General features: G+C 71.8%; 24 protein-coding genes. 14 read left to right on the forward strand and 10 right to left on the reverse strand.

Annotated features, from left to right (window positions below; all coding sequences use genetic code 11):
• Nucleotides 1–90 precede the first annotated feature (90 nt).
• The 4 genes from ACWEPL_RS26190 (at nt 91) to ACWEPL_RS26205 (ending at nt 7,126) form a co-directional block, all read left to right on the forward strand.
• Nucleotides 91–1,533 carry an amidohydrolase family protein gene (locus ACWEPL_RS26190; RefSeq protein WP_363971469.1) on the forward strand — a complete coding sequence of 481 codons (1,443 nt, stop codon included), beginning with the start codon at nt 91–93 and terminating at the stop codon, nt 1,531–1,533.
• A gap of 70 nt (nt 1,534–1,603) precedes the next feature.
• Nucleotides 1,604–2,404: an IclR family transcriptional regulator domain-containing protein gene (locus ACWEPL_RS26195; protein ID WP_350727347.1), complete on the forward strand. Its 801-nt coding sequence runs from the start codon at nt 1,604–1,606 to the stop codon at nt 2,402–2,404.
• A gap of 118 nt (nt 2,405–2,522) precedes the next feature.
• Nucleotides 2,523–4,535, forward strand: coding sequence for a M14 family metallopeptidase (locus ACWEPL_RS26200; RefSeq protein ID WP_452437718.1), 2,013 nt, complete (start codon nt 2,523–2,525; stop codon nt 4,533–4,535).
• A gap of 23 nt (nt 4,536–4,558) precedes the next feature.
• A complete protein-coding gene (locus ACWEPL_RS26205; RefSeq protein ID WP_452437719.1) occupies nt 4,559–7,126 on the forward strand; it encodes a M14 family zinc carboxypeptidase in 2,568 nt (855 codons plus the stop codon).
• On the opposite strand, the gene ACWEPL_RS26210 is transcribed toward ACWEPL_RS26205, so the two are convergent.
• The 3 genes from ACWEPL_RS26210 to ACWEPL_RS26220 are packed head-to-tail and all read right to left on the reverse strand — an operon-like array spanning nt 7,116 to nt 11,614.
• Complete coding sequence (locus tag ACWEPL_RS26210; protein WP_452437720.1) at nt 7,116–9,926, reverse strand: FAD-binding and (Fe-S)-binding domain-containing protein; 2,811 nt, start codon at nt 9,924–9,926, stop codon at nt 7,116–7,118. The two genes, ACWEPL_RS26205 and ACWEPL_RS26210, sit on opposite strands and share 11 nt — an antisense overlap.
• Before the next feature lie 22 nt (nt 9,927–9,948).
• Nucleotides 9,949–10,788 (reverse strand): fumarylacetoacetate hydrolase family protein, encoded by an 840-nt coding sequence (locus ACWEPL_RS26215; RefSeq protein ID WP_452437736.1) that lies wholly within the window; start codon nt 10,786–10,788, stop codon nt 9,949–9,951.
• Nucleotides 10,789–10,843: 55 nt separating this feature from the next.
• Nucleotides 10,844–11,614: an IclR family transcriptional regulator gene (locus ACWEPL_RS26220; RefSeq protein ID WP_452437721.1), complete on the reverse strand. Its 771-nt coding sequence runs from the start codon at nt 11,612–11,614 to the stop codon at nt 10,844–10,846.
• A 207-nt stretch (nt 11,615–11,821) separates the two neighbouring features.
• Here ACWEPL_RS26220 and ACWEPL_RS26225 point away from each other — a divergent pair, with 207 nt between their 5' ends.
• Genes ACWEPL_RS26225 through ACWEPL_RS26235 form a run of 3 tightly spaced genes read left to right on the forward strand, consistent with a single transcriptional unit; the run spans nt 11,822 to nt 13,284 of the window.
• Complete coding sequence (locus ACWEPL_RS26225) at nt 11,822–12,286, forward strand: hypothetical protein (RefSeq protein WP_452437722.1); 465 nt, start codon at nt 11,822–11,824, stop codon at nt 12,284–12,286.
• Nucleotides 12,287–12,292: 6 nt separating this feature from the next.
• Nucleotides 12,293–12,535 carry a hypothetical protein gene (locus tag ACWEPL_RS26230; RefSeq protein ID WP_452437723.1) on the forward strand — a complete coding sequence of 81 codons (243 nt, stop codon included), beginning with the start codon at nt 12,293–12,295 and terminating at the stop codon, nt 12,533–12,535.
• A gap of 35 nt (nt 12,536–12,570) precedes the next feature.
• Entirely contained in the window at nt 12,571–13,284 is a 714-nt protein-coding gene (locus tag ACWEPL_RS26235) for a phosphatase PAP2 family protein (protein ID WP_452437724.1), read from the forward strand.
• Between the two features lie 58 nt (nt 13,285–13,342).
• Here ACWEPL_RS26235 and ACWEPL_RS26240 read toward each other — a convergent pair whose 3' ends face one another.
• Nucleotides 13,343–14,089 (reverse strand): MBL fold metallo-hydrolase, encoded by a 747-nt coding sequence (locus ACWEPL_RS26240; RefSeq protein WP_363971486.1) that lies wholly within the window; start codon nt 14,087–14,089, stop codon nt 13,343–13,345.
• Between the two features lie 27 nt (nt 14,090–14,116).
• Between ACWEPL_RS26240 and ACWEPL_RS26245 the strand changes: the two genes are divergently transcribed.
• From ACWEPL_RS26245 to ACWEPL_RS26255, 3 genes are read left to right on the forward strand one after another with little or no spacing between them, the layout of a single operon-like run.
• Nucleotides 14,117–14,524 (forward strand): MerR family transcriptional regulator, encoded by a 408-nt coding sequence (locus ACWEPL_RS26245; RefSeq protein WP_364262351.1) that lies wholly within the window; start codon nt 14,117–14,119, stop codon nt 14,522–14,524.
• Between the two features lie 5 nt (nt 14,525–14,529).
• Nucleotides 14,530–15,339, forward strand: coding sequence for an NAD-dependent epimerase/dehydratase family protein (locus ACWEPL_RS26250; RefSeq protein WP_452437725.1), 810 nt, complete (start codon nt 14,530–14,532; stop codon nt 15,337–15,339).
• A gap of 33 nt (nt 15,340–15,372) precedes the next feature.
• On the forward strand, nt 15,373–16,158 hold the full coding sequence (locus ACWEPL_RS26255) for an IclR family transcriptional regulator (protein ID WP_363971492.1): 786 nt from the start codon (nt 15,373–15,375) through the stop codon (nt 16,156–16,158).
• A 63-nt stretch (nt 16,159–16,221) separates the two neighbouring features.
• Here the strand turns inward: ACWEPL_RS26255 and ACWEPL_RS26260 are convergent, their stop codons facing one another.
• The 4 genes from ACWEPL_RS26260 to melA are packed head-to-tail and all read right to left on the reverse strand — an operon-like array spanning nt 16,222 to nt 20,523.
• The gene (locus tag ACWEPL_RS26260; RefSeq protein WP_452437726.1) at nt 16,222–17,031 is read right to left on the reverse strand and encodes a carbohydrate ABC transporter permease; all 810 of its coding nucleotides are present in this window, start codon (nt 17,029–17,031) and stop codon (nt 16,222–16,224) included.
• Nucleotides 17,028–17,954, reverse strand: coding sequence for a carbohydrate ABC transporter permease (locus tag ACWEPL_RS26265; protein ID WP_452437727.1), 927 nt, complete (start codon nt 17,952–17,954; stop codon nt 17,028–17,030). Before ACWEPL_RS26265 ends, ACWEPL_RS26260 begins: the two co-directional genes overlap by 4 nt.
• Entirely contained in the window at nt 17,951–19,237 is a 1,287-nt protein-coding gene (locus tag ACWEPL_RS26270; protein ID WP_452437728.1) for an ABC transporter substrate-binding protein, read from the reverse strand. Before ACWEPL_RS26270 ends, ACWEPL_RS26265 begins: the two co-directional genes overlap by 4 nt.
• On the reverse strand, nt 19,234–20,523 hold the full coding sequence (gene melA, locus ACWEPL_RS26275) for an alpha-galactosidase (RefSeq protein WP_452437729.1): 1,290 nt from the start codon (nt 20,521–20,523) through the stop codon (nt 19,234–19,236). Before melA ends, ACWEPL_RS26270 begins: the two co-directional genes overlap by 4 nt.
• Before the next feature lie 241 nt (nt 20,524–20,764).
• Between melA and ACWEPL_RS26280 the strand changes: the two genes are divergently transcribed.
• From ACWEPL_RS26280 to ACWEPL_RS26290, 3 genes are all read left to right on the forward strand, one after another.
• On the forward strand, nt 20,765–21,709 hold the full coding sequence (locus ACWEPL_RS26280; RefSeq protein WP_452437730.1) for an endo alpha-1,4 polygalactosaminidase: 945 nt from the start codon (nt 20,765–20,767) through the stop codon (nt 21,707–21,709).
• Nucleotides 21,710–22,338: 629 nt separating this feature from the next.
• A complete protein-coding gene (locus ACWEPL_RS26285; protein ID WP_452437731.1) occupies nt 22,339–22,866 on the forward strand; it encodes an alanine racemase in 528 nt (175 codons plus the stop codon).
• A gap of 16 nt (nt 22,867–22,882) precedes the next feature.
• On the forward strand, nt 22,883–23,647 hold the full coding sequence (locus tag ACWEPL_RS26290) for an SDR family NAD(P)-dependent oxidoreductase (RefSeq protein WP_452437732.1): 765 nt from the start codon (nt 22,883–22,885) through the stop codon (nt 23,645–23,647).
• 18 nt (nt 23,648–23,665) lie between these two features.
• Here ACWEPL_RS26290 and ACWEPL_RS26295 read toward each other — a convergent pair whose 3' ends face one another.
• Together ACWEPL_RS26295 and ACWEPL_RS26300 are read right to left on the reverse strand one after the other, a co-directional pair.
• Nucleotides 23,666–24,109, reverse strand: coding sequence for a MarR family winged helix-turn-helix transcriptional regulator (locus tag ACWEPL_RS26295; protein ID WP_452437733.1), 444 nt, complete (start codon nt 24,107–24,109; stop codon nt 23,666–23,668).
• The gene (locus ACWEPL_RS26300; RefSeq protein WP_350727326.1) at nt 24,106–24,318 is read right to left on the reverse strand and encodes a hypothetical protein; all 213 of its coding nucleotides are present in this window, start codon (nt 24,316–24,318) and stop codon (nt 24,106–24,108) included. Before ACWEPL_RS26300 ends, ACWEPL_RS26295 begins: the two co-directional genes overlap by 4 nt.
• 85 nt (nt 24,319–24,403) lie before the next feature.
• Here ACWEPL_RS26300 and ACWEPL_RS26305 point away from each other — a divergent pair, with 85 nt between their 5' ends.
• Entirely contained in the window at nt 24,404–24,556 is a 153-nt protein-coding gene (locus tag ACWEPL_RS26305) for a hypothetical protein (protein ID WP_452437734.1), read from the forward strand.
• Nucleotides 24,557–24,760: the final 204 nt, after the last annotated feature.

Raw genomic sequence — 24,760 nt, forward strand, 5'->3', positions numbered from 1 at the left:
GCCCGCGTCAACCGTCTTGACACGTAGGTGAGCGCTCATCACAGTGGCTGTGACCGTATAGCGGACAATCGTTCGCAAGGAGCGTGTGCCATGAACGAGTTCGAGGCCGGACGGCCCGTGGTGCTGCGCGGCGGCACCGTGCTGCCCATGTCACCCAGTGGGAGCAGGCGGGTTCTGCCCCGTACGGACGTCCTCGTGACCGGGGACAGGATCGCCGCCGTCGGCCCCGAGCTGGAGGCGCCCGAGGACGCGGTCGTGATCGACGCGTCCGGCGGCCTGGTCATGCCGGGCATGATCGACACCCACCGGCACATGTGGCAGACGGCGCTGCGCGGCTACGGCGCCGACTGGACGCTCACCCAGTACTTCGTCTGGTTCTACCTGGAGCACGGCAAGCTGTTCCGGCCCGAGGACATCCACGCGGGCAACACCCTGGCCGCGATCGAGGCGCTGGACGCCGGCGTCACCACCGTCGTGGACTGGTCGCACGGCCTGCGGACCGTCGACCACGCCGACGCCGCGGCCGACGCGCTGGAGTCCGTGCCCGGCCGGTACGTGCTCGCCTACGGCAACATCCAGCAGCCGCCCGCCGAGTGGACGGCCGCGCCCGAGTTCCGCGACTTCGTGCGCCGGCGTGTCTCCGGCGGCGGCATGCTCGGCTTCCAGATCGCCTTCGACGTGCTCGGCGACCCCTCCTTCCCGGAGAGGCCCGCGTTCGAGGTCGCCCGCGAGCTCGGCGCCGCCGTCACCACGCACGCCGGTGTGTGGGGCGCCACCAGCGACGACGGCATCCGCCTGATGCACGAGCACGGCTTCATGACGCCGGAGACGATCTACGTGCACGCCGCCTCGCTGTCGGCCGACTCCTACCACCGCATCGCGGCCACCGGCGGCTCGATCTCGGTCTCCACGGAGAGCGAGCAGAGCGCCGGCCAGGGTTACCCGCCCACCTGGGCCGTCCGCGCCCACGGCATCCCGGTGTCGCTGTCCATGGACACCAGCGTGTGGTGGAGCGGCGACCTGTTCTCGGCCATGCGCACCACGCTCGGCGCCGACCGCTCGCGCGAGCACCTGGAGGCGCACGCCAAGGGCGAGACGGTCACGCACTGCGGCCTGCGCGCCGACCAGGTCGTGGAGTGGGCGACCCGGGGCGGCGCCCGGGCGCTGGGCCGCGACGACCTGGGCGTCATCGAGCCCGGTAAGAAGGCCGACCTCGTGCTCGTCAAGAACGAGCACTCGCCGGTGTCGTTCCCGATCCTCAACCCGTTCGGGCACGTCGCGTTCCAGGCCCAGCGCGGCGACGTGCACACCGTGATGGTCAACGGGCGCGTGGTCAAGCACGAGCACCGCCTGCTCGGCGTCGACCTCGCCGGGGCCCGTGCGCAGGTCGAGCGCACGGTCGAGCACCTGCGCTCGACGATGGGCGACGAGGCCTGGGAGAAGGGCATGAACCCGGACATCCCCTCGGCGAAGGTCCTCGACAACCCGTACACGTACACCGACTACCGCAGTGATGCCACGCACCGCCTCTGATCGGCCGCTCTGCGGACGGGCGACCGTCTAGAGTCGGATCGAACGGATTCCGAGCGAGGCGAGGGCGTAGATGGCACGTGGTGACACCGGACCTGACTTCATCGAGGCGCTGGCCCGCGGCCTCGATGTCATCCGGGCATTCCAGCCGGGGCGCCCGGTCATGTCCCTGACGGAGGTGGCGACGGCCGCCGGCCTGGCCCGGCCGACGGCCCGCCGCATCCTGCTCACCCTCCAGGAGCTGGGGTACGCCAGGTCGGAGCAGGGCGGGTTCGCGCTCACGCCGAGGGTGCTGGAGCTGGGCGTCACCTACGTCCGCTCGATGGGGCTGTGGGAGGTGGCCAGGCCGCACCTGGAGCGGCTCGTCACCCAGACCAACGAGTCGTCCTCGATCGCCCAGCTCGACGGCTCCGACATCGTCTACGTCGCCCGGGTCGCGGTGCCGAAGATCGTGTCGCTCCAGGTGCAGATCGGCACCCGCTTCCCCGCGCTCCAGACGTCGCTGGGCAAGGTGCTGCTGGCCGCGCTGCCGCCGGCCGAGGTGGAGCGGGTGCTGGCCGAGCCGGGCCGCTCGGGCATCGAGCCGCGCTGGCGCCCGGACGCCAAGGAGCGCGAGGCGGCGCTGCGCGCGGTCCGCGCCAAGGGGTGGGCCGCCACGGACGAGCAGCTCGCGCTGGGGATCCGGTCGGTGGCGGCGCCACTCAGGGACGGGCTCGGCAACGTCATCGCGGCCGTCAACGTCAACGCCCACGCCGCCGAGACGTCCATGGAGAAGCTGACCGAGGAATACCTGCCGCTGCTGCTGACGACGGCCGGCGCGATCAGCGCCGACTGGGCGCTCTACCAGGCGGTCCCGCACGTCACGGCCTCCTGAGATCCATCCCCGCGCCGCCTGGGTCTTGCCGGTTGGGGCAACTCCGCCTTGAATGTGCCCCATACGGGTGATCCAGGAGGGGCCGATGCGTGGTTTACGGGCGTCCGCAGTCGTTCTGTTGATCGTTCTCACGACGTTCGTGGCCGCGGAGCCATCCGTCCCGGCGGTCGCCGGGCCGGGTGACCCGGAGCCGGCCTCGCTGGTCACGCTCTCCGTGCCCGACCGCGCCGCGATGGAGCGGCTGGTGGCCTCGGGAGCCGACCTCACCGAGCGGGTGCGCCCGCAGGCGGACGGCAGCGTCCAGGTGGACGCGGTGGCCACGCCCAGCCAGCTCACCTCCTACGCCGCGCTCGGCGCGACCCTGGCGCCGGGCACGCCGCCCCAGGCGAAGGCCAGGGCCACCACCGCCCAGGACCAGCTCGTCATCGAACGGGCCGTCTGGATGAAGTCCCGCGACGGCTACTTCCTGTCGGTGGAGGCGTCCAGCAGCGCGGGCGAGGCGGCCACGCTCACCGTGACGTGGAAGGGCAAGGGCGGCTCGACCGGGCAGGCGCCGATGGTCGCGTACGTGGACGCGGGCGCGTACCTGGGCCACCAGTTCAGCACCCCGATGCCCGCCGACGCCCGGCCGCAGTGGGTCACCGTGACCTCCGCCGGCGGCGGCACGGCCGAGGCGAGGGTCAAGGAGTGGCCCGACGGCGACCAGCCGGACCGCGCCGGCCCCGGCTACCAGAAGGACTTCGTCACCCAGTACATGCCGCCCGCGCAGCTCAACGAGCGGATCAAGGCGCTGCACCAGCGCTACCCCAAGCTCACCGAGCTGATCACGCTGCCGTACCCGACCAACGGCTACCGGCGGCACGCCCAGGCGCTGATCGGCACGCCGCCCGCCGCCGCCGTCGTGATCACCTCGGACGCGTACGGCTCCGAAGGCGGCAACGACCTGGCCGCCGAGCTGGTGAACCCCGGCGCGCCCGGCCGCCCGCTGCAGGTCACCGTGAACGGCAAGCTCATCACCGTCAGCCTGGCCACCGACGGCTCAGGCGCGCCCACCAGCACCGCCGCCCAGGTCACCGCCGCGATCAACGCCACCGCGCCGAACTCCACTGGCGGCACCGGCGTCAAGGCCACGACCTACCGCGGCAACGCGGGCGACGGCGTCATGGCAACCGCGCCGCTCACCCAGCTCAGCGACTTCCTCAACGCGCCCGCGAGCGTCTCCCGCGCGCCCGCCCGGGTGCTGGCCCTGCGGATCGGCGCGCACCGCGACGGCAGCCGCACCGGAGTGCTGGCCTACGCCCAGGAGCACGCCCGCGAGTGGGTGGCGCCGCTCGTCGTGGTCGAGGCGGCCGAGCGGATGCTGCGCAACTACGCCCGCGACAAGGCCACCCGCAGGCTGCTGGAGCGCACCGACGTCTTCATCGTGCCGACCGTCAACCCGGACGGCGCCAACTACAGCTTCTACGACTTCAACGGCCAGCGGAAGAACATGACGAACCACTGCCCGGCACAGCAGTCCGACCCGGCGCTGCGCAACACCTGGGGTGTGGACGTCAACCGCAACTACGCCGTCGGCTCGCTGTCCGACGGGTACTTCGGCGCCTCGGCCAACTGCCAGAGCGGCACATACGCGGGCCCCGCCGAGCACTCCGAGCCCGAGAGCCGCAACGTCATGTGGCTGGCCGAGAAGCACCGCAACATCAGGTTCGCCATGAACGTGCACAGCTACGGCGGCTACTTCATGTGGCCGCCCGGCGCGTACCGGCTCGACGGCCGCGTCACCCTGCCCAGACCCACGGCGCAGCAGGAGGCGTACTTCCTGCGCTCGGCCCGCACGATCGAGCAGGCCATCGCCGCCGAGCGCGGCACCGTCATCTGGCCCCAGCAGACCGGGCCCGTGACGGACGTGCTCTACTCAGCGGCCGGCAACTCCGCCGACGAGCTCTGGTACGACCACGGCGTCTACGGGTGGGACTTCGAGGTGGGCGCCGACCTGTGGGACCCCGGCACGCGGACGTGGCAGGCCGTGGGCTTCCAGCCGCCGTTCGCGGAGGGGCACGCGGAGGCGCTGGAGTTCGCGTCCGGGCTGATCTCCCTGGTGGGGGTCGCCGCCGACTACCGGGAACCCTGATCCGCACCCTCTGGAGGACTCCCTTGCGCCTGCCCCCTGCCCTGCTCCCGGCTCTGCTCACTGGGCTCCTCGTGATCCCGCTCGTCCCGCACGCGGTGTCGGCCGACCCGGTCGCGCCGCCTACCCCGGCCGTGCGCGACTTCGGCAACGGCCCGGAGCGGAACGAGGTCGCCGCCGTCGTGCCCGAGCGGGCCGAGGCGCGCGCGGCCGCACAGTCCGAGCAGGCCGAGCAGCCCGGCATCCTGTCGCACGACCGGGGCTACCCTCGCCGGACCCGGCTGCCGCTGCCCCCCGAGAACCCGGCCGACGCCTCGATCAAGCTGGGCCTGGTGCCCCACCACGGCATCGCGCCCCGGCTGAACGACCTGCAGCAGCGCGGCGACCGGGTCAGCGCGCAGGTCATCGGCCGCTCGTACGGGGGCCGTGACCTCTACCTGGTGACCGTCACCGCGCCGGAGAGCGCCGCCGAGACGCGCGAGCAGGAGCGCATCCGCGACCGCATCGAGAACGACCCGGCCGCCGCCGCCCGCGACCGGAAGCTGGTCAAGAGGTACAAGGCGCCGGTGTTCGTCAACGCCAACATCCACGGCAACGAGTGGGAGGGCACCGACGCCGCCCTGCGCGTCATCGAGGAGCTCGCCACCAGCAAGGATCCCAAGGTCGCCGACCTGCTGGCGCGCACCCGCCTGTACTTCAACATCACCGCCAACCCCGACGGCCGCGTCACCGGCGTACGCCAGAACGGCGCCGGCTTCGACCTGAACCGCGACTTCGTCACCGCCTCCCAGCCCGAGGTGCGGGCGATGCGCCAGATCATGATCGACGCCCAGCCGGTCACCATGATCGACCTGCACGGCTACGTCAACGGCACGCTCATCGAGCCGACCACGCCGCCGCACGGCGCCAACTACGAGTACGACCTGTTCATCCAGAACACCTACGCCAACGGCCTCGGCATGGAGGCCGCCGTGAACGGGCTGGGCTACACCGTCGACAAGGACGGCGTGTACCCGGCGCAGATCCCGTTCCGCGACTCCGCGGAGGGCTGGGACGACTGGCCGCCGATCTTCACCCCGCAGTACGCGCCCTTCCACGGCGCGGTGGCCGCGCACACCGTCGAGATCCCGCTGCGGGTCAACGGCTCCGACTACACCCAGCTGCCGGTCGAGGAGCTGCGCCGCCGCTCCGCGATCAACACCGACGTGGCCGCCGCCGCCATCCGGTCCACCTACGCCTTCGTGCGCGACCGGCACGACCGGCTGATCGCCGACCAGATCGAGGTGTTCCGGCGCGGCGCGGCCGGGGAGCCGTCGAAGACGGTCCCGCTCGGCATCGTGCCCGGGTTCGGGCCGGAGGACGTCTACACCACCACCTTCCCCCGGGCGTACGTCATCACCGGCCGGCGCTCGGAGGCGGCCGCCGCGCGCCTGGTGGACCACCTGATCGCGAACGACGTGCGGGTCGAACGGGCCAGGCACGCGTTCCGGGCGGACGGCAGGACGTATCCGGCCGGCTCGTACGTGGTGGACATGCGCCAGCCGAAGCGCGGGCTGGCCAACGTCATGCTGGAGGCGGGAGCGGACATCTCGCCCAGGGTGGACGCCATGTACGACATCTCCGGCTGGAGCCACGGCCTGCTCTGGGGCGCCGGCGTGGACGGCGTCACGTCCCTGCGGGTGCAGGCCGACCCGGTCAATGCCGCCGCGCCGACCGGGTCCGTGCCGCGCACGCCCGGGGCGCTCGCGCTCAAGGTGACCGACCCCAAGGACGTCCTCGCCCTGAACGACCTCCTGGCCCAGGGCACGGCGGTGACCTGGGCGGACGGCGCGGCCATCGTGCCCGCCTCGGCGCGACAGGCCGCCCGCGCGGTCTCCGAGCGCTACGGCGTCGCCTTCACTCCCGCAGGGACGGCGTCCGGCGCGCCGCTCTCGCAGGTCAGGATCGCCGCCGCCGCCTCGGCCGACGAGCTGTTCACGCTGCGCGAGCTGGGCTTCGCCGTCACCCCCGTCTCCACGGCGGCCCTCAACGCGGGCTACGACTGGAGCGGGACCGACGTGCTGTTCGTCTCCAGCGGGCTGAGCTACACCGCGCTCAACCCGGCGGCCAGGACGGCGCTCGACGCGTTCCTGACCACCGGCGGCGTGATCACCCGTGGCGGCACCGGAGCGGCCTTCAACGCCGCCGCCGGGCTGCTCACCGCGACCGCCGTCGCGGGCCGCGGCGACGCCAACGGCGTCGTACGCGTGCTCTCCACGAGCGGGCAGGTGGGCGGCGGATCGCCGGACCACTCGTTCGTGTACTCGCCGCGCTGGTTCACCGGCCTCGGGCCGGAGGTCACGATCGAGCAGTCGTACGCGGCCGAGGGCCCGCTGGTCTCCGGCCACTGGCGGCCCGACGCCGACGGCACCGGCGGTCAGGACGCCGCCAGGGGCCAGGCGGCCGTGGTGAGCGGCAGGGACGAGCGGGGCGCGGCCGTGGTGCTGTTCGGCACGGAGCCGATGTTCCGCAACCACCCCAAGGGGCTGTTCCCGCAGGTGGCCAAGGCCCTGTACTGGGCCTCCTCGGTCACCGGCGCGGCCGTCAAGGGGTAGTGACCCGGTCCAGGAGCTCCAGGAGGTGGTGGTACGGCTTGCCGGTGGCGCGGGTCAGGCCGAGCTCGCACGTGCGGTTGACCGAGGCGTGGGCGGCGAAGTCCTCCCGCGCCACGGCGGCGGCCTCCGCCCGGGTGGCGGAGGCGGTCAGCTCGGGGTGGAGCAGGCCGCGGTCGCCGGCGAAGGCGCAGCACTGCCAGCCGTCCGGCACGACGACCCGTTCGGCGACGGTCTCGGCGACGCGGGTGATGGCGGCGTCGAGGCCGAGCCGGGTCGAGGAGCAGGTCGGGTGCAGGGCCAGTGAGGGCAGCCGGCGGGCGGCGGGCAGGCGCGGCAGGAGCTGCTCGGCGGTGAAGGCGACCGCGTCGAGCACCCGGATGGCGGGCGAGGCCGCGGCGGTGAGGCGTTCGAAGCCCTCGGTGCAGGAGGCGGCGTCGCTGACGACCGGGATCCGGCCGCCGTCCGTGGCCGCCGCCAGCGCGTCCCGGACCCGGTGGCGCATCACCTCGTAGCCGTCCGCGAGGCCCTTGGACGACCAGGGCGTGCCGCAGCACAGGCTGCCGATCCCATCGGGCACGCGCAGCCGCACGCCCGCCCGCTCGGCCAGGCTGAGCAGGGCGGCCATCGCGCCGGGGCCGCCCTCGGCCGGGGCGAACAGGGTGTTCAGGCAGGACGGGACGAAGACGGCGTCGGCGTCCTCGGCCGGGGCCGGGCGGCGGGGCGTCCCGCCCCGGGGCAGGTCGCGGCTCCACTGCGGGACGGCGTCCTGGCCCGCCACGGCGCGGGCGGCCTTGCTCGCGCCCTCGGCGAGCGGGGCCGGTGTCGCGGCGGCGGCGTCGAGGGCCAGGTTCATGGCCCGGGTGACGCCGTTCCAGTGCTTGGCGGCGGACTTCCAGCCCGCGCGGGCGGCGCGGCCGTGGCGCTCTTCGCGCAGGCGTTTGGTCAGGTCGCCGGTGTTGATGAGGACGGGGCAGGCGGTGGCGCACATGCCGTCCACGGCGCAGGTGTCCACGGCGTCGTAGCCGTACTCCTCCTCCAGCCGTTTCGCCAGCGCGTGGTCGCCCGCCTCCTGTGCGGCGGCCAGCTCCCGCCGGAGCACGATGCGCTGGCGCGGCGTGGTGGTGAGGTCGCGGCTGGGGCAGACGGGCTCGCAGTAGCCGCACTCCACGCACCGGTCGACCTCGGGCTCGACGGTGACGACGTTCTTGAGGTCGCGCAGGTGGGCATGCGGGTCGTCGGTGAGGACGACGCCGGGGTTGAGCGTGCCCGCGGGGTCGCACAGGCGCTTGACCTCGCGCATCACCTCGAACAGCTCGTCACCGTACTGGCGGCGGACGAAGGGGGCCATGACGCGGCCGGTGCCGTGCTCGGCCTTGAGCGTGCCGCCCCGGTCGAGGACGGCGGCGACCATGTCCTCGGTGAAGTCGGCATAGCGCTCCAGGTCGGTGTCGAAGCGCTCGTTGAGCATGAAGTGCAGGTTGCCGTCCTTGGCGTGGCCGAAGATCACGCTGCGCTCGTACCTGTGCTTGGCGAACAGGCCGGCCAGGTCGTCGCAGAGGTCGGCCAGGACGGGCACCGGGACGGCGACGTCCTCCAGGAGCGCGGTGGTGCCGCTGGGGCGGGCGCCGGCGACGGAGGCGTACAGGCCCTTGCGGATGTGCCACAGAGCGGCCCGGCCGCCCGCGTCCCTGCTCAGCCGCGCCGGGGCGGCCAGGTCGAGCGTGGCGAACAGCCGCTCGGCCGTGCGCTCGTGCTCGGCGAGCGGTTCGGGGTCCGACTCCTGCCACTCGACCAGGAGCGCGGCGTGGTCCCGTACGGTCAGCGTGCGCAGGACGTCGTCGGCCCTGGGGTCCCGCTGGGCCACCCGCAGGGACTCGGCGTCCAGCAGCTCGACGGCGGCGGGGCCGGCGGTGACGAGCTGCGGCATCGCCGCCATCGCCCGGCGCAGCGTGGGGAAGACGAGCAGGCCGGTCGCGGCCAGGCGGTGCGCCGGGACCGTGCGCAGGACCGCCTGCGCGACGAAGCCCAGGGTCCCTTCGCTGCCGATCGCGAGGTGGGCGAGGATCTGCGCGGGCGTGTCGTGGTCGAGGAAGCTGTTGAGCCCGTACCCCATGGTGTTCTTCAGGGAGAACTGGGCGGTGACGCGCCGCACCGACTCGGGATTGCCGCGGACCCGGTCGCGCAGCCGTTCCAGGCCCTGCGCCAGCTCGGGCTCCAGCGCGCGCAGCCGCGCGTCGGCGTCGGGGGCGGCGGTGTCGACGACGGTGCCGCTGGGCAGCACGAGGACCAGCGACTCCAGCGTCTGGTACGTGTTGGCGTGGGTGCCGCAGGTCATGCCGCTGGAGTTGTTGGCGACGACGCCGCCGATCGTGCAGGCCGACTCGCTGGCCGGGTCCGGGCCGAGCTTGCGGCCGTGGGCGGCCAGCCGGGCGTTGACCTGGCGCAGCACGGCGCCCGGCTGCACGCGGACCCGGTCGCCGCCGTCGAGCACCTCGATGCCGCGGAAGTGCCGCCGGGTGTCGACCAGCAGGTGCTCGCTCACGCCCTGCCCGCTCAGGCTGGTGCCGCCGGAGCGGAACGTCAGCGGCAGCCCGGTCCGCATGAGCGCCGCCACCTGCTCGGCGCTCTCCGGAACTAGGACCGCCTGCGGGGTGAGCAGGTAGTGGGAGGCGTCATGGGCCATGCCGAGCCGGTCGGTGGCCCGCGTACGGGTGATCCCGGGCACGGCGGCCTCGACCGCCGCCAGGACGGCGGGGTCCGGGGCGGTCAGCCGCCGCTTCTCGGAATGGGTGACGCTCATATCTGTCCTTACCGCTCTGTCCTTAGCGCGGGCCCAGGACCTGTTGGCGCTGGCTGCCGAGCCTCTCGATGCCCAGCTCGATGACGTCGCCGGGCTGGAGCCAGATGGGCGGGTTGTGGCCCATGCCGACGCCGGGCGGGGTGCCGGTGTTGATCAGGTCGCCGGGCTCCAGCACCATGAACTGGCTCAGGTGGTGCACGATGACGTACGGGTCGAAGATCATCGTCTTGGTGGTGCCGGTCTGCCGGCGTACGCCGTTGACGTCGAGCCACATGCCCAGGTTCTTGACGTCGGGGATCTCGTCCGGGGTGACCAGCCACGGGCCGGCCGGGTTGAAGGTCTCGGCGGACTTGCCCTTGGACCACTGGCCGCCGCGCTCCATCTGGAAGGCGCGCTCGCTGACGTCGTTGACCACGCAGTACCCCGCGATGGCGGCGGCGGCCTCCTCGACCGAGTCCAGGTAGGAGGTGCGCCTGCCGATCACGATGCCGAGCTCGACCTCCCAGTCGGGCTTGGTGGAGCCGCGCGGGATGCGCACCTCGTCGTACGGGCCGATCAGGGTGTTGGGCGACTTGGTGAACAGGATCGGCTCATCCGGCACCGCCTGGCCGGTCTCGGCGGCGTGGTCGCTGTAGTTCAGGCCGATACAAAGGATCTGGTGCGGCCGGGCGATCGGCGCGCCGACCCGCTCACCCGCGAACGCCCGCACCTCGCCCCCGGCGACCCGGTCGGCCAGCAACGCGATGCCGCCCGCGGCGAAGAAACGCTCGTCGAAATCGGGCGTGACGTCCGAGACGTCGATGTAGTGGGACTCGTCCACGCGGACGACGGGCTTCTCGGCGCCGGGCGCGCCGATGCGCATCAGGTACAACGCTTTCTCCGTGTTCGGCTCGGAAGGGTACGGGCGGCGGTGACGTTCACGAGATCTCCCGCCCGGCGACGATGCGGCGGATGGCGGCCAGGTCGTCGACGAGCGACTTCAGCGGCGTCCGGTAGGCCAGCCCGCTGACGCTGACGGCGCCGCTGGGAACGGTGGGCGAGGTCAGGTAGGCCAGGACCGCCACGCAGTTGACGCCCGGCTCGTTCTCCTGGTCGTCGACGGCGTAGCCCAGCTCGCGGATGCGCACCAGCTCGGCGTGCAGCTGCTCCACCGTGCCGATCGAGCGCGCGGTCGGCAGCTCCAGCCGCCGCTCCCCCACCCACTCGCGCACCGCGTCCTCGGTGCGCAGGCCGTCGGCGAGCAGCGCCTTGCCGACGGCGGTGCAGTGTGCCGGGTTCCGGCCCCCGACGACGGAGGTCAGCCGGACGGCCCCGTCGGACGGGTCGAGCTTGGAGCGGTAGACGACCGAGGTCCCCTCCAGCACCGCGTAGTGCACGGTCTCGCCGTAGCGGTCGCACAGGGCCCGCAGGATCGGCGTGACCCGCACGTGGTCCGGCCGGGCCTCGTGGTGGGCGAAGGCCATCCGCAGGAACTCGTCGCCGAGCACGTACCGCCCGTGGCCGTGCTGCGCCGCGAATCCGGCGCGGCGCAGCGACGCCAGGGCACGGTGGACCGTCGGCTTGGGGCTGGCCACCGCTCGGGCCATCTCCTCCAAGCCGATACCGTCGGGGTGGCGAGCCAGCTCGGCGAGGACCGCGAGCACGCGGTCGGATCCGACGAGCTTGGACTCGGCAGCCATCTCGGACATGTTCCGAACGTTAGACTATCGTTCCGAAAAGTGAAAGTTGGCCCCCCTCCCCGGGCCCTTCACCTCAGCCGGTTTGCCCATCGCCACGACGAGGCGCCGCACCCGAATCGCATTGCCCCGCCAGGCGCCACACCCAGAGCTCCCAACCTTCAGGGCGGCTGAAGCTTGCGCTAGGCTTCAGTCACCCTGAAGGTTGGAGGTTGAGGAATGCTGGAGCATGTCCTGCTGTCGGTGCACGTCCTGGCCGGCATCGTGTTCGTGGGAGGCTCGGCCGTGGCGACGAGCCTGTTCCCCCGCTACGTGCCGGTCGCGACCGGCGGGCAGGGCGAGCCGCCGCCGGATCCGGGCGAGCGCAACCGGAGTGTCGCGGTCGCGCTGCACCGCATCACCGGGGGCTACGCCGCCTTCGGGCTCATCGTCCCCTTGGCCGGGACCATCCTGGCGAGCGTGCAGGGCCGGATGGGCGAGATCTGGATCACCGTCTCCATGATCCTCACGGCCGTCGCGGGCGCCCTGCTGGCCACGCAGATCTACCCGCGCCAGCGCGCCGCGCTCAGCGAGCCCGGCGACGAACGGCCGCTGCGCGTGATGTCCATGCTGGCCGGCTTCTACAACCTGGCCTGGGCGGTCGTCGTGGTCCTGATGATCGTACGGCCCGGCGCGGGGGACTGACCCGCCATGCGCCTGCTCCGGATCGCGGCCGCCGTCGAGGCCGCCTCCCTCGTGCTCCTGCTCGGCAACCTGTTCACCGTACACGCCAAGGTGATCACGACGTTCTGCGGCCCGCTGCACGGCACCGCCTACCTCGCCGTGATCGCGGCCACCTGGACGGTCCGGCCCGCCGCCCGCCTGCTCGCGTTCGTCCCGGGGATCGGCGGGCTGCTCGTCCTGCGGACCGCGCGCGCCCGCGTCGGACGCTGAACTCGGCCTTATCCGGCCCTCTTTATCGTTCCACCATGAGGTCGAACAGAGCGGGGTTCCCGGTACCGGTCTCCGTGGCGCTCCTCGTTCTCGGCACGGTGATGGGCTTCGCCGCCCGTACGCCCGCGTGGACCGCCGTGGACGCCGCCGTGAGCGACGGGGTCCAGTCGCTCCGGAGCCCGTGGCCGACCGCGGTGGCGCAGGTCCTGAACGTGGGCTTCGGCACGGTCATGGGCCCGCTCCTCGCCGCCGCCCTCGTCGTGGGGGTGGCCGTCTCGGGCCGGCCGCGGGCCGCCGGGCGCGTGCTGGTGATGATCGCCGCCGGGTGGGGCGTCAGCTGGGTGCTCAAGACCGTCGTCGCCCGTTCCCGGCCCCCGGTCTCCGACTCCCTGGTGTACGGCCTCGGCTCCGGCAGCTTCCCCAGCGGCCACGTGTGCCTGACCCTGTCGATCGTGATCGCCGTCGCGACCCTGGTCAGGCACACCCGCTTCCACCGGCCGGTGCTGGCGGCGGGCTTCGTGCTCGTGGCCGTCCAGATGCTGGCGCGGGTCTACCTGGGAGCGCATTACGCCACCGACACGCTGGGCTCGATCGTCGTGGCCCCCGCCGCGATCCACGTGGCGTTGAACGCGCGCCGGCTGGGTCTGCTCGATCCGCCGTGGAGACGCCGGCCGGCCCGCCCCGCGGTGGCGGAGCAGGGCGGTGGCGACGCCGCCTCCCCGGCGTCGGACACGAACTCCAGCCGGTAGCCGGCGCCCAGATGCGCCGCCGCGTGCGGCCGCACCCGTCCCGGGAGCACCGGACGGATCAGGCACTCGTGCCGAGTTCCCACCGTTTGCCTGTCGGCAGGTCCACCACGCGCAGCTCCGGACCCGCCAGTGCCACGGCGTCGGAGGCGGTGCCGCCGGTGCGGAACAGCCGCGACAGCGGGTCGTGGCCATGGGCGTCGTGCACGGGGACCAGGACCTCGGCGCCGAGCGCGGACGCCCCCGCGACGGCCTGTTCGGGCCCCATCACCAGGCGGGGCCCGAACAGGGGGCGCAGCCCGTTCACGGGCAGCAGGGCCAGATCGGCCCGGTGTCGCTCCAGCGGCGCGACCTCCCCCGCCTCCCCTCCGAAGAAGACGACCCGGCCGCCCGCCGTGGTGAAGACGTAGGCGTTGTTGGGCCATACGAGGGTCCGCCCGGACGGCACGACCGTCATGGACAGGCCGGGCGCGAGGTCGAGTGTCCGCCCCCACGTCAGGCGCTCCGCCCGCCGGAATCCGAGGGCTCGGGCCCGGCGGGCCATGCCGCGCGTGGGCACGTACAGCGGTGTGGTGTCCTTGGCCGGGAAGCGGCGCAGCGCGCGCAGGTCCCAGTGGTTGGTGGCCAGGTTGGTGACCACGACGGCGGTGAGCGGGGGAAGGTCGCGAACGCGCAGGCCCAGCGGCTCGCCACGGCGCAGCCACCACCGTTCGGTGAACCAGGGGTCGGTGAGGACGGCGTGGCCGTCGAGTTCGAGCAGGACGCAGGAGTTGACCACCCGCGTCATCGCAACGGTCGGCTTGATCATGCCGCAACCGTGCCGGTTAATGTACACATGAAGTCAAGCGAGGGGATGGCCATCGGAGAGCTGGCGGAGCGGTTCGGCCTGGACACGCATGTCCTGCGCCATTGGGAGAGCATGGGCCTGCTGGCACCCGCGCGGCGCGCGGGTGGTCAGCGTGCCTACGGGCGGCGCGATCTCGAGCGGGTGGCGCTGATCCTGATGGGCAAGGAGGCCGGCTTCACGCTGGGCGAGTTGCGCGTGCTGCTGTCCGCCGCCGATCCGATGGACCACCGTGATCTGCTGCGCCACCACGTTCAGGAGCTGGAACGGCGCATCTCGCGGGCCCGGGCCGCCAAGGAGCTCGTCGAGCACGCCCTCGCCTGCCCGCACAGCTTCGCCGAGTGCGAGCACGCCCGCGAGCAGATCGCCACCCGCATCCCGGAAACCATGGATAAGTGATCAACATGACCAGACTCCCCGAGCACGTCCTCGTGACCGGAGCCGCCGGAAACATCGGCCAGGTGCTGCGGCGCACCCTGCTGCCGAAGATCGCGCGGGTGCGCCTGTCCGACCTCCGCGACGTCGGCCCGCTCGCCGCGCACGAGGAGTTCGCGCCGGCCGACCTCCTGGACCTCGACCAGGTGCGGGCGGCCGTGCGGGGCACCGAGGCGGTGATCCACCTCGGGGGCGTCTCCGACGAGGCCGGCTTCGACGCGATCAAGGGCCCCAATCTGGAGGGTGTCTACAACGTCTTCGAGGCGTGCCGCAGGGAGGGCGTCCGGCTCGTCGTCAACACCAGCTCCAACCGCATCACCGGCTTCCACCCGGCGGGGGCGACCCTCGACGGGGAGGAGGCGGTGCGGCCCGACGGCCTGTACGGCGCGGCCAAGGCGTTCGGGGAGGCGCTGGGCAGCCTGTACGCCGACCGCTTCGGCCTCGACGTGATCTCCGTACGCGTCGGCTCCTTCGAGGAGCGGCCCACCGAACCGCGCCACCTGCACACCTGGCTGAGCCACGACGACGCGGCGCGGCTCTACGGCGCCTGCCTGACCGCGCCGCCCGGCTCGGGACACGTGGTCGTCTACGGCGTCTCGCGCAACACGCGGTCGTGGTGGACGCAGAACGCGGCGGCGAGCGCCCTCGGATACCGGCCGATGGACGACGCGGAGGACTTCGCGGCCGAGCTGGGCGCCTACACCGAGCCCCATCAGGGAGGCCGGTACACGCGCTACGAGTACGGCGGATGGGCGACCCCGCCCGGCGACACCCGCTGACTGGAGCGGTTCCGCGATACGCGATAGCCTTCCATGAAGCGGAACAGGGAGGCGAAGGTAGTGGCGGACGGGCAGTCCCCGGTGGGAAGCGTCGATCGCGCGCTGCTGATCTTGCAGGAGATCGGCAAACACAGCAGAGGCGTTACGCTCGACGAGCTCGCCACCAGGCTCGGCCTGCCCAAGAGCTCGTTGCACCGGCTGCTGGGGGCCCTGAAGCACCGGAGGTTCGCCGCGCAGCCGGAGCCCGGCGGGCCGTACTTCCTCGGCACGGAGATGCTGGCCACGGCCTTCAGGTTCTACGAGACGATGGACCTGCGCAGCCTGGTGCGGCCGCTGCTCCTGCGGCTGAGCGACGAGTTCGCCGAGACGGTGCACATGGCCATGCTGGACGGCGGCGAGGTCGTCTACCTGGACAAGGTGGAGGCGGTGCGGACGATCACGATGACGTCCGTGGTGGGCGGCCGCAACGCCGCCCACTGCACGGGCGTCGGCAAGGCGCTGCTGGCCTGGACGTACCCGACGGACGAGGCCGTCAAGGCGTGGGCCGCCCGGTACGGCCCGCTGGCCACCAGGACCCGTAACACCATGACCAACCCCGCCAAGCTGGCCACCCACCTGGACCAGGTGCGCACGCGCGGCTACGCGCTCGACCTGGAGGAGAACGAGCCGGGCGTGCGCTGCGTGGCGGTCCCCGTCTTCCTGGGCAGGACCGCGCCGGTCGCGGCGGTGAGCGTGACGGCGCTCAAGGACCGGATGTCGCCGGCCAGGATGGAGGAGATCGGCGAGAAGCTGCGGCAGGCGGTCGCCGAGCAGGCCTGACGCGCGCGGGCGCGGCGGTCCCGACAGCCTTCACCGGGCTCCCCGCCGGCCCATGCCGCGGCCTCAGCCCTTGACCGCGCCGGTCAGCGCCTGGACGAAACGGCGCTGGCCGAACAGGAACACGGCCAGCACCGGCAGCGTGGTCAGCACCGTGCCCGCCATGATGGCCGGCCAGTCGGCCCGGTGCTGGCCCTGGAAGGTCGTCAGCCCCGCCTGCACCGTGTAGTTGGCCTCGGAGTTGATCGCCACCAGCGGCCAGAACAGGTCGTTCCAGGCCGTGATGAACGTGATCACGGCCAGCGCCGCCATCGCCGGCCTGGCCACCGGCAGCACGACCCGGAAGAACACGCCGAAGCGCGAGCAGCCGTCGATCCGCGCGGCCTCCTCCAGCTCCTTGGGGAACGACTGGAAGAACGAGGTCATCAGGTAGATGCCCACGGCGGAGGCCAGCGACGGCACGGTCAGCGCGCCGAGCGTGTCGGTCAGCCCGGCCTCGCTGAAGATCAGGAACGTCGGGATGACCGTGAGCTGGAACGGGATCAGCGCGGTCGCGATGACCAGGATCAGCACCGTCTTGGAGCCGGCGAACCTGATCCTGGCGAAGGCGTACCCGGCCATGCTGCACAGCACGAGCTGGGCCGCCACGATGGCGCCCGAGACGATCACGCTGTTGAGGAACCAGCGCGGGAAGTTCGAGCGCTCGACGACCGTGCGGTAGCCGCCCAGGTCCACAGCCTCGGGCCAGATCGCCGGCGGGAACCGGTTGAGCTCGGCCTGGGTCATGACGGAGCTGAGCAGCAGCCACACGAACGGCAGCACGACCACCGCCGACATCGGCACCAGCACCAGGTGCCACTTGCTGGGCCATCTCATCCGGTCGCTCCCCTCCGCCGCGCGATCAGCAGGCCCGTGACGATCAGCACCAGGGTGCCGGCGAACAGCACGTACGCCACGGCCGCGCCGTACCCGGCGGTGTTGAAGGTGAAGGCGAGCTGCCAGACGTAGTAGACGATGGTCACGGTCGCGTTGGCCGGGCCGCCCTTGGTGGTGGTCATGACCAGGTCGAAGAACTGCAGCGCGTCGATCATGCCCCACACCGTCAGGAAGATCGTCATCGGCCGTACCGACGGGACGATGACGTGCCTGAAGGTGGTCCACGACCCCGCTCCGTCGATCGCGGCGGCCTCCAGCACCTCCTTGCTGATCTCCTGGATGGCCGCCAGGTAGATGACCACGGCGAATCCGAACCGCGTCCAGAAGAAGATCAGCGTGAGCACCGGCATGGCCTGCGACGGGTCGCTCAGCAGCCCCTGCACCGGCAGCCCGACCTTGACGAGCAGGCCGTTCATCAACCCGAAGTCGCGGTCGAAGATGTAACCCATGAGCAGCCCGGTGGCGGTGGCCGAGACGATGTACGGCACCAGGAAACAGGTCCGGTAGAACCCGATCCCGCGGACCTTCCGGTTCAGCAGCACGGCCACGACCAGCCCGGTGACCAGGGAGGCCGGGATGTAGAGCACCAGCAGCAGCCCGGTGTTGGCCACCGCCTGGAGGAACACGGGGTCGTCGAGCAGCGCCCGGTAGTTGGCGAGCCCCACGTTCGTGCCCGGTGTCATCAGGTCGGAGTCGGTGAACGACAACGCCAGCGCCCAGGCCATGGGCACGAGCGAGAAGCCGAGGATGACCAGCGACGCGGGCCCCGCGAACGACCAGCCGGCGACGCTGTCGCCGAGCCTGCGCCGGTCGCGGGGCTGCCGGTGCCCGGTGCGGGCGGCGCTGAGCGCGGTGCTGCTCATGATCCCGGTACGGCCAGCGCGGCGTCCGCCTTGCCGGCCGCCTGGTCCAGGGCGGTCTTGGCGTCGCTCTTGCCGAGCAGCGCCTGGGCGATGGCCTCGGCCACGAAGGCGGAGACCCGGGGGTATCGGGTGGTGGGCGGCCGGACCCGTTTGGCGTTGGCCAGGTTCGCCGAGATCACCTCAATGCCCGGATATTTCGCGACATAGTCCTTATAGCCGGGCAGCTTGGTGATCGACTCGCGGATCGGCAGCGAGCCGGTGTCGCCCATCCACTCCAGCTGCTGCTCGGCCGCCGTCAGCCAGGCCAGGAACGTGGCCGCGGCCTTGACCCGGCGCTCGTCGTGCTCGAACACCACCCAGTTGTCCGGCCCCGAGATCGTCTCGTGGTTGCCGTCGGTGCCGGGCAGCTGCGCGACGCCGTAGTCGACCTTGGCCGCCTGCAGGTCAGGCAGCACCCACGGACCGGTCATGAACATGCCGAGCCGCCCCGACTCGAACAGCTTCTGCCCCTTCTCCGCCGGACTGGAGTCGAGATAGACCGACTTGTCGACCACGGCCATGTCACGCAGCCTGCCGAGCGCCTGCCGGCCGGCGGCGGAGTTGAAGGCGGCCTTCTTGTGGTCGGGCGTGAGGATGTCCCCGCCGGCCTGCCAGAGCATCGGCCACAGGCCCCAGACCGCCTCCTCGCCGCCGCTGATCGGCCAGGTGGCGCCGAAGACGCCGTCCTTGGCGCTGGTGACCTGCTTGGCCTTGGCCCGGAAGTCGTCCCAGGTCCAGTCCGGCCCCGGCGCTTCGACGCCGGCCTTGGCCAGCAGTTTCCTGTTGTAGAGGACCACCATGTTGTCGACCACGGCGGGGAAGGCGATGACCTTGCCGTTGACGGTGACGGACTCCCGCTCACTGGCCCAGAAGTCCTGCCAGTTGATCGCCGGGTCCTTGACGACCTGGGTGAGGTCGGCCGTCTTGGGGTTCCTGGCGATGTTGGGGGCCCAGGAGCCGTACAGGTAGGCGATGTCGGGATAGGCGTCGGAGGCCAGCGCGGCGGTGAGCTTGGGCAGCATCCCGTCGGCGGTGGCCCCGCCGGACTCGGTCTTCACCTTGACGTCGGGGTGGCTCTGGTTGAACCGCGCGACCAGCTTCTCGATCGACTTGGCCGAGTTGTCCTCCTGGCCGTGCCAGATCGTGATCTCCACGGGGCCGCCGGCCGCCTGCTCCTGGCCGCCGCCCGAGCAGCCGGTGACCGCCAGGGCGAGGAGCACGGCGGCGACGGGCGCGCGCCTCATCGGACGCCCTCGGGGAGCAGGTCGCCGTGGGCGGCGATCATGTCGTCCACGAGGTCGTGGATCTGCTGGAGCGTCAGCGTGGCCGAGGCGTTCGGGTCGAGCATGACGGCGTGGTAGACGTGGTCGCGGCGGCCCTCCAGCGCCGCGCGGACGGTCAGCTCGCCGACGTTGAGGAACGTCCGGTTCAGCGCGGCGAGCTGGGGCGGCAGCGCGCCGATGCGGGTGGGACGCATCCCGGCCCGGTCCACCAGGCACGGCACCTCGACGCAGGCGTCGTCGGGCAGGTTGGAGATCAGGCCGCCGTTGCGCACGTTGCCGTGCACGACCCTGGGGGTGCCGGTCTCGATGGAGTGGATGACGTCCGAGGCCAGCTCCCCGGCGGGGGCGATCTCGACACCCTCCCCGGCGGCCAGCCGCCGCCTGGTCTCCTCGTACGTGCCGAGGTTCTCCGCCGACCACCGCAGGTAGATCTCGACGGGGATGCGGAAGTGCTCCACCTGGTCGTCGTGGTGCAGGAACCAGGGCAGGTACTCCGAGCCGTGCTCGCTGCTCTCGGTGGGGAAGTGACCGAATCGGCGGTACATCTCCACCCGCACGGTACGGCGCAGCTCCGGGTCACGGGCGATGACCTCGTCCAGCACCGGATACAGGTTCCTGCCCTTGTGCTCGAACTTCAGCACGAACGCCTGGTGGTTGGCCCCGGCGGTGACGAACGACACCTCTTCCTCCGGCACCTCGACGAGCGAGGCCAGCCGGGCCTGGGTGTCGCGTACGGAATGGCAGAGCCCGACGACGTTCCTGAACGCGGTCCCCTCGTAGACGGCGCGGGGGATCATCGCCATCGGGTTGGTGTAGTTGAGCAGCAGCGCGTGCGGCGCCAGTTCGGCCAGGTCCGTGCCCAGGGCCACCATCACCGGGATCGTCCGCAGCGCGCGGAAGACGCCGCCGACGCCGAGGGTGTCGGCGATCGTCTGCCGCAGCCCGTAGCCGCGGGGGATCTCGAAGTCGACGCGGGTGGCCGCGTACCCGCCGACCGCGATCTCGTTGATCACGTAGTCGGCGCCATCCACGGCGGCCCGCCGGTCGAGGTGCGCCTCCACCTTGGCGCCCAGGCCGAGCTCGGCGACCATCCAGTTCGCCATGGCCTCGGCCGTGGCCAGCCGCCCGGCGTCGATGTCGTGCAGGACCAGGGTGGACTCCCCCAGCTCGGGGAAGGTCAGGATGTCGGAGAGGACGTTCTTGGTGAACTCGACGCTGCCCGCGCCGATGAACACGATGCGTGCCATGGGGCTGTTTCCCTCCATTGAGCACGGCGGGCATGGGCCCGCTGCGTGCGGGTGAGTATAACCACGCATCCACCATGCAGACCAGGATTCCATCATTCGGAAAACGATGGTTTGGCGGATATCGCTGGCGAGGTGTCTGCTCTTATGGGATTCTCAACATCAAGATCGGATCGATCACCTCGTTAGCCATGTATTTCCCTTATTACGGAATAGCATTCCGTATTGCGGAAGGACCAATGCATTGAACCTCCGGACACTCTTAACCCGGCTCGCCGTGGCCACGGCCCTGATACCGGCCTCCGCGACACTCCTCGCGCCCCCCGCCCAGGCGGCGTCGGCGACGATCTGGCGTCCGCCGGTGGACAGCCGCTGGCAGTACCAGCTCCAGGGCAGCAAGGCCTACGCCGCCACCGGCGGCGTCAACGTCGACATCTGCGGGGTCCCGCAGAGCGGCGGCGCCTGCGTGCGGCCGACCGTCTTCGACATCGACCTGTACGCCGCCGAGGAGGTCGCCGGCGACAACAGGACGCTCAACACGGCGGCCGTCAAGGCCATCCACGCCCGCGGGGCCAAGGCGATCTGCTACATCGACGCCGGCTCGATCGAGGATTTCCGGCCCGACTACCAGCAGTTCGTGGACTTCCACAAGAAGAACGGCAACTCCCTGCTGGGCAAGCCGTTCAGCGCCGAGTTCCCGAACGAGCGCTGGGCGAACATCAACAACGACAAGGGCCAGCGCGACTTCCTGCTGAAGATGATGGCGGCCCGCGTCGACAAGTGCGTCCAGGCGGGCTTCGACGGGGTCGAGTTCGACGTCGTCAACGCCCACGAGGAGGGCAAGTCGGTCACCGGCTGGACCGTCTCCCCCGCCACCCAGCTCGTCTACAACCGCGCGCTGGCCGGCCTGGCCCACGACCGGGGCCTGTCGGCGGCGCTGAAGAACGACCTCAGCCAGGCCGAGGAGTTGGTGTCGTCCTTCGACTACGCGGTCAACGAGGAGTGCTTCCAGTTCGACGAGTGCTCCGAGCTGAGCGTCTTCGTCAAGGCGGGCAAGCCTGTGTTCCACGTGGAGTACGAGACCGCGCCGGCGAGCTTCTGCGCCGAGTCGAAGACGCTGAAGTTCAACTCCCTCAAGAAGCCCGAGGACTACTCGCTCTTCGACAAGCCGTACAAGCCGTGCAGGTAACGGCGACCCACCGCCACATCCCGACCCGCACGCCGTAACGGCGGCCCGCGGGCCCCGGCCCGGCCGGCGCGGCGCAGCGGCCCGCGGGCCCCGGCCCCCACGCGACGCAGCGGCGGCCCGCGAGGACCGGCCCGGCTCATCAGCGGCCACGCCACGCAGCCGCACCGACGACCGGCCGACCACCGCACCGCACCACCGACCACCGCCGACCGCGTGAGCCGGCCGCCCACCGGAGCCCGACCACCTGCCGCAGCCACGCCGCCCACCGGATCCTGCTCGCCCACCACAGGACGTCCATCCGACGCAAGCCGGCCGCTCGTCGCAACCCCGCGCGGCGGCGTGTGACCCGTCGGCGTGGCGGAAGGCGGCGTCGTAACGTTCCAGGTGCGCCGCCAGCCCGCTGAGCCGGTGGCCGGGCGCCTCCGGCCGGGGCCGCCGCCCCCAGGGTCGCCGACTCTCATGCCTTGCTCCTTATTCTGTGATGCGGAATGAAGTTCCAAATCTGTGCCAGGACACCAGGAAGCGAGATCGCTGTCAAGAGGGGGAATGGTTCCACATCTCGGAACGCTGGTGCACGATTCGGAATCGGTGCTATTTTCGGGGAAATCTTCCGAAGGGGCGGTCCACCGATGTACCCCGAACTCGACACTCCGGCGCTCGTCATCGACCTCGACGCGGTCAGGGCCAACATCATGGACATGGCCAAGGCGGCCGCCAAGCACGGCGTCAGGCTGCGGCCCCATGTCAAGACGCACAAGATGCCCGAGCTGGCGCGGATGCAGCTCGACGCCGGGGCCGGCGGCATCACCTGCGCCAAGCTGGGCGAGGCTGAAGTGATGGCCGACGCCGGGATCGACGACATCCTGCTGGCCTTTCCCGTCTGGGGAGAGCCCAAGCTGCGCCGCCTGGCCGCGCTGCGCGAGCGCGCCAGGATACGGGTCAGCCTCGACTCCCCCGAGGTGGCCGCCGGGCTCGGCCGGTTGGGCGGCCCGCCGGTGGAGGTGCTGGTGGAGGTGGACACGGGTCAGCACCGGCTGGGCCGCCCGCCCGGCCGTCCCACCGCCGACCTGGTCGCCGAGATCGCCGCCGTCCCCGGCGTCGAGAACGGGCAGGTCACCACCGAACTCCGCGTCGCGGCCCGCGGCGCGGTCCGCTGACGAAGGAAGGGACATCATGCGGGGACTGGCCGGCAAGCGGGTGCTGATCAGCGGCGGGAGCAGCGGCATCGGCGCCGCCACGGCCCGCAGGTTCCTGGAGGAAGGGGCCAGGGTCGTGCTCGGCGGGCTTCAGCGGGGAGAGGTGGACGGCGCGGTGGCGGAGCTGTCCGCGCTGGGCGAGGTGCACGGGCTCACCGGCGACGTCAGCGCGGAGGCCGACGTGACCCGGCTGGTGGCGGGCGCGATCGCGGCGCTGGGCGGCCTCGACGTCCTGATCAACAACGCCGGTACGGCCTGGCGCGAGCCGTTCCTGGAGATCACGCCCGGCCACTGGGACAGGATCATCGCGGTCAACCTGCGCGGCATGTTCCTCGTCGCCCAGGCCGTGGCCCGCCACCTGGTGGAGCAGGGCACGGGCGGGGTCATCCTCAACATGTCCTCCACCAACGGGCTGGGCGGCGAGGCCGACTACGCCCACTACAACGCCTCCAAGGGCGGCGTGCTGCTGCTCACCAAGACGATGGCCGTCGAGCTGGGCCGGCACGGCATCCGCGTCAACGCGCTGTGCCCCGGCTACATCCAGACCCCGCTCAACGCCTCGATCTCGGCCGGGCTAGCGGGCGACTTCGTGACCTCGTACGAGCGCGAGCACATCCCCCTCGGCAGGGCGGGGCTGCCGGAGGAGGTCGCGTCCGGCTACGCCTTCCTGGCCTCCGACGACGCCGCCTTCATCCACGGCACGGAGCTGGTCATCGACGGGGGCCAGCTCGCGATCATGTGACTCACGGGGCGCTCGCGGCTACCGCTGGTCGCTCCCCTCCATGTTCGCGATCATGCGGTCGAGCGTGCGCATGAACGCGTCGAACTCCTCCTGGTCGATCCCCCGCAGCGCGCGGGCGTTGGCCTCCCGCGCGCCCCGGGTGAGCTCGGGCTGGATCTGGCGGGCCCGCTCGGTCAGCCGGTAGTGGGAGCGCCGCCGGTCCTGCGGGTCGGCGGTCCGGACGACCAGCCCGTCACGCTGCATGCGTTTGAGCGTGTGGGCCATCGTCGACTGGTCGATCCTCACCCGTTCGCACAGCTCCTGCTGGGTGAGCCCGTCCTCCTCGAACAGGGCCAGCAACTGCGCGAACTGCCCCGGCGTCACTCCCGTGTCGGCGATGTTGACCCGCAACCCGTTGCCGAGCAGCCTGGCCAGGTGGTTGATCTGGTAGCCGAGGGACGACTGCCGGGGCAACGAGGTCACACACGTTCCTTTGCGCGGATCAGCCGGCGGATGCGCGGCCACTGCCACATGGCCACGCCCGAGGCGAGCAGGACGGGCAGGATGACCCAGCGTATCGCCACATGGGCAGGCGAGTCGGCGGGCGGCGCCAGGTAGACGTAAGCGATGATCGCCAGCCCGGCGATCAGGTGGACGGCGCGCTGAATCGTACGGATCTGCCTGGCCTTCATGGCGACTCCTCGACGACGGATTACATGGCTTGCCATCTATTGTATATGGCAAGCCATGTAATCGCGCGGGGGGCCACCAGTCGGGGTGGCCGGTGGCGGCCTGTTGCTGGCCGACCCGGGTGACTCCGCCGACGCCCCCGGGCTGTGCGAGAGCCTGGGTGTGGCCAAGAGCAGCATGAGCGTCGCACCGGGGCAGCTCGAGCGGGGCGGGCTCGTCGCCGGGCCCGGCTGGAGCTGATGCGCGACATGTACGCCTTCATGGGCCGCGAGCTCCCCAAGCTCCTCGACCAATGGGACCGGGAACGCCGCCAGTGACGTAGGGGCTGTCGCACGCCGGACTGGCCGCGACGTGGGAGCGGCGGAGTCGCGGCAGCGCTTCGAGGAGATCGCCGGCATGCCGCACGCGCGCAGCGACCGCCGTCAGCGCAGCCGGAGGGTGGCG

Source organism: Nonomuraea sp. NPDC004186 (assembly GCF_053603495.1).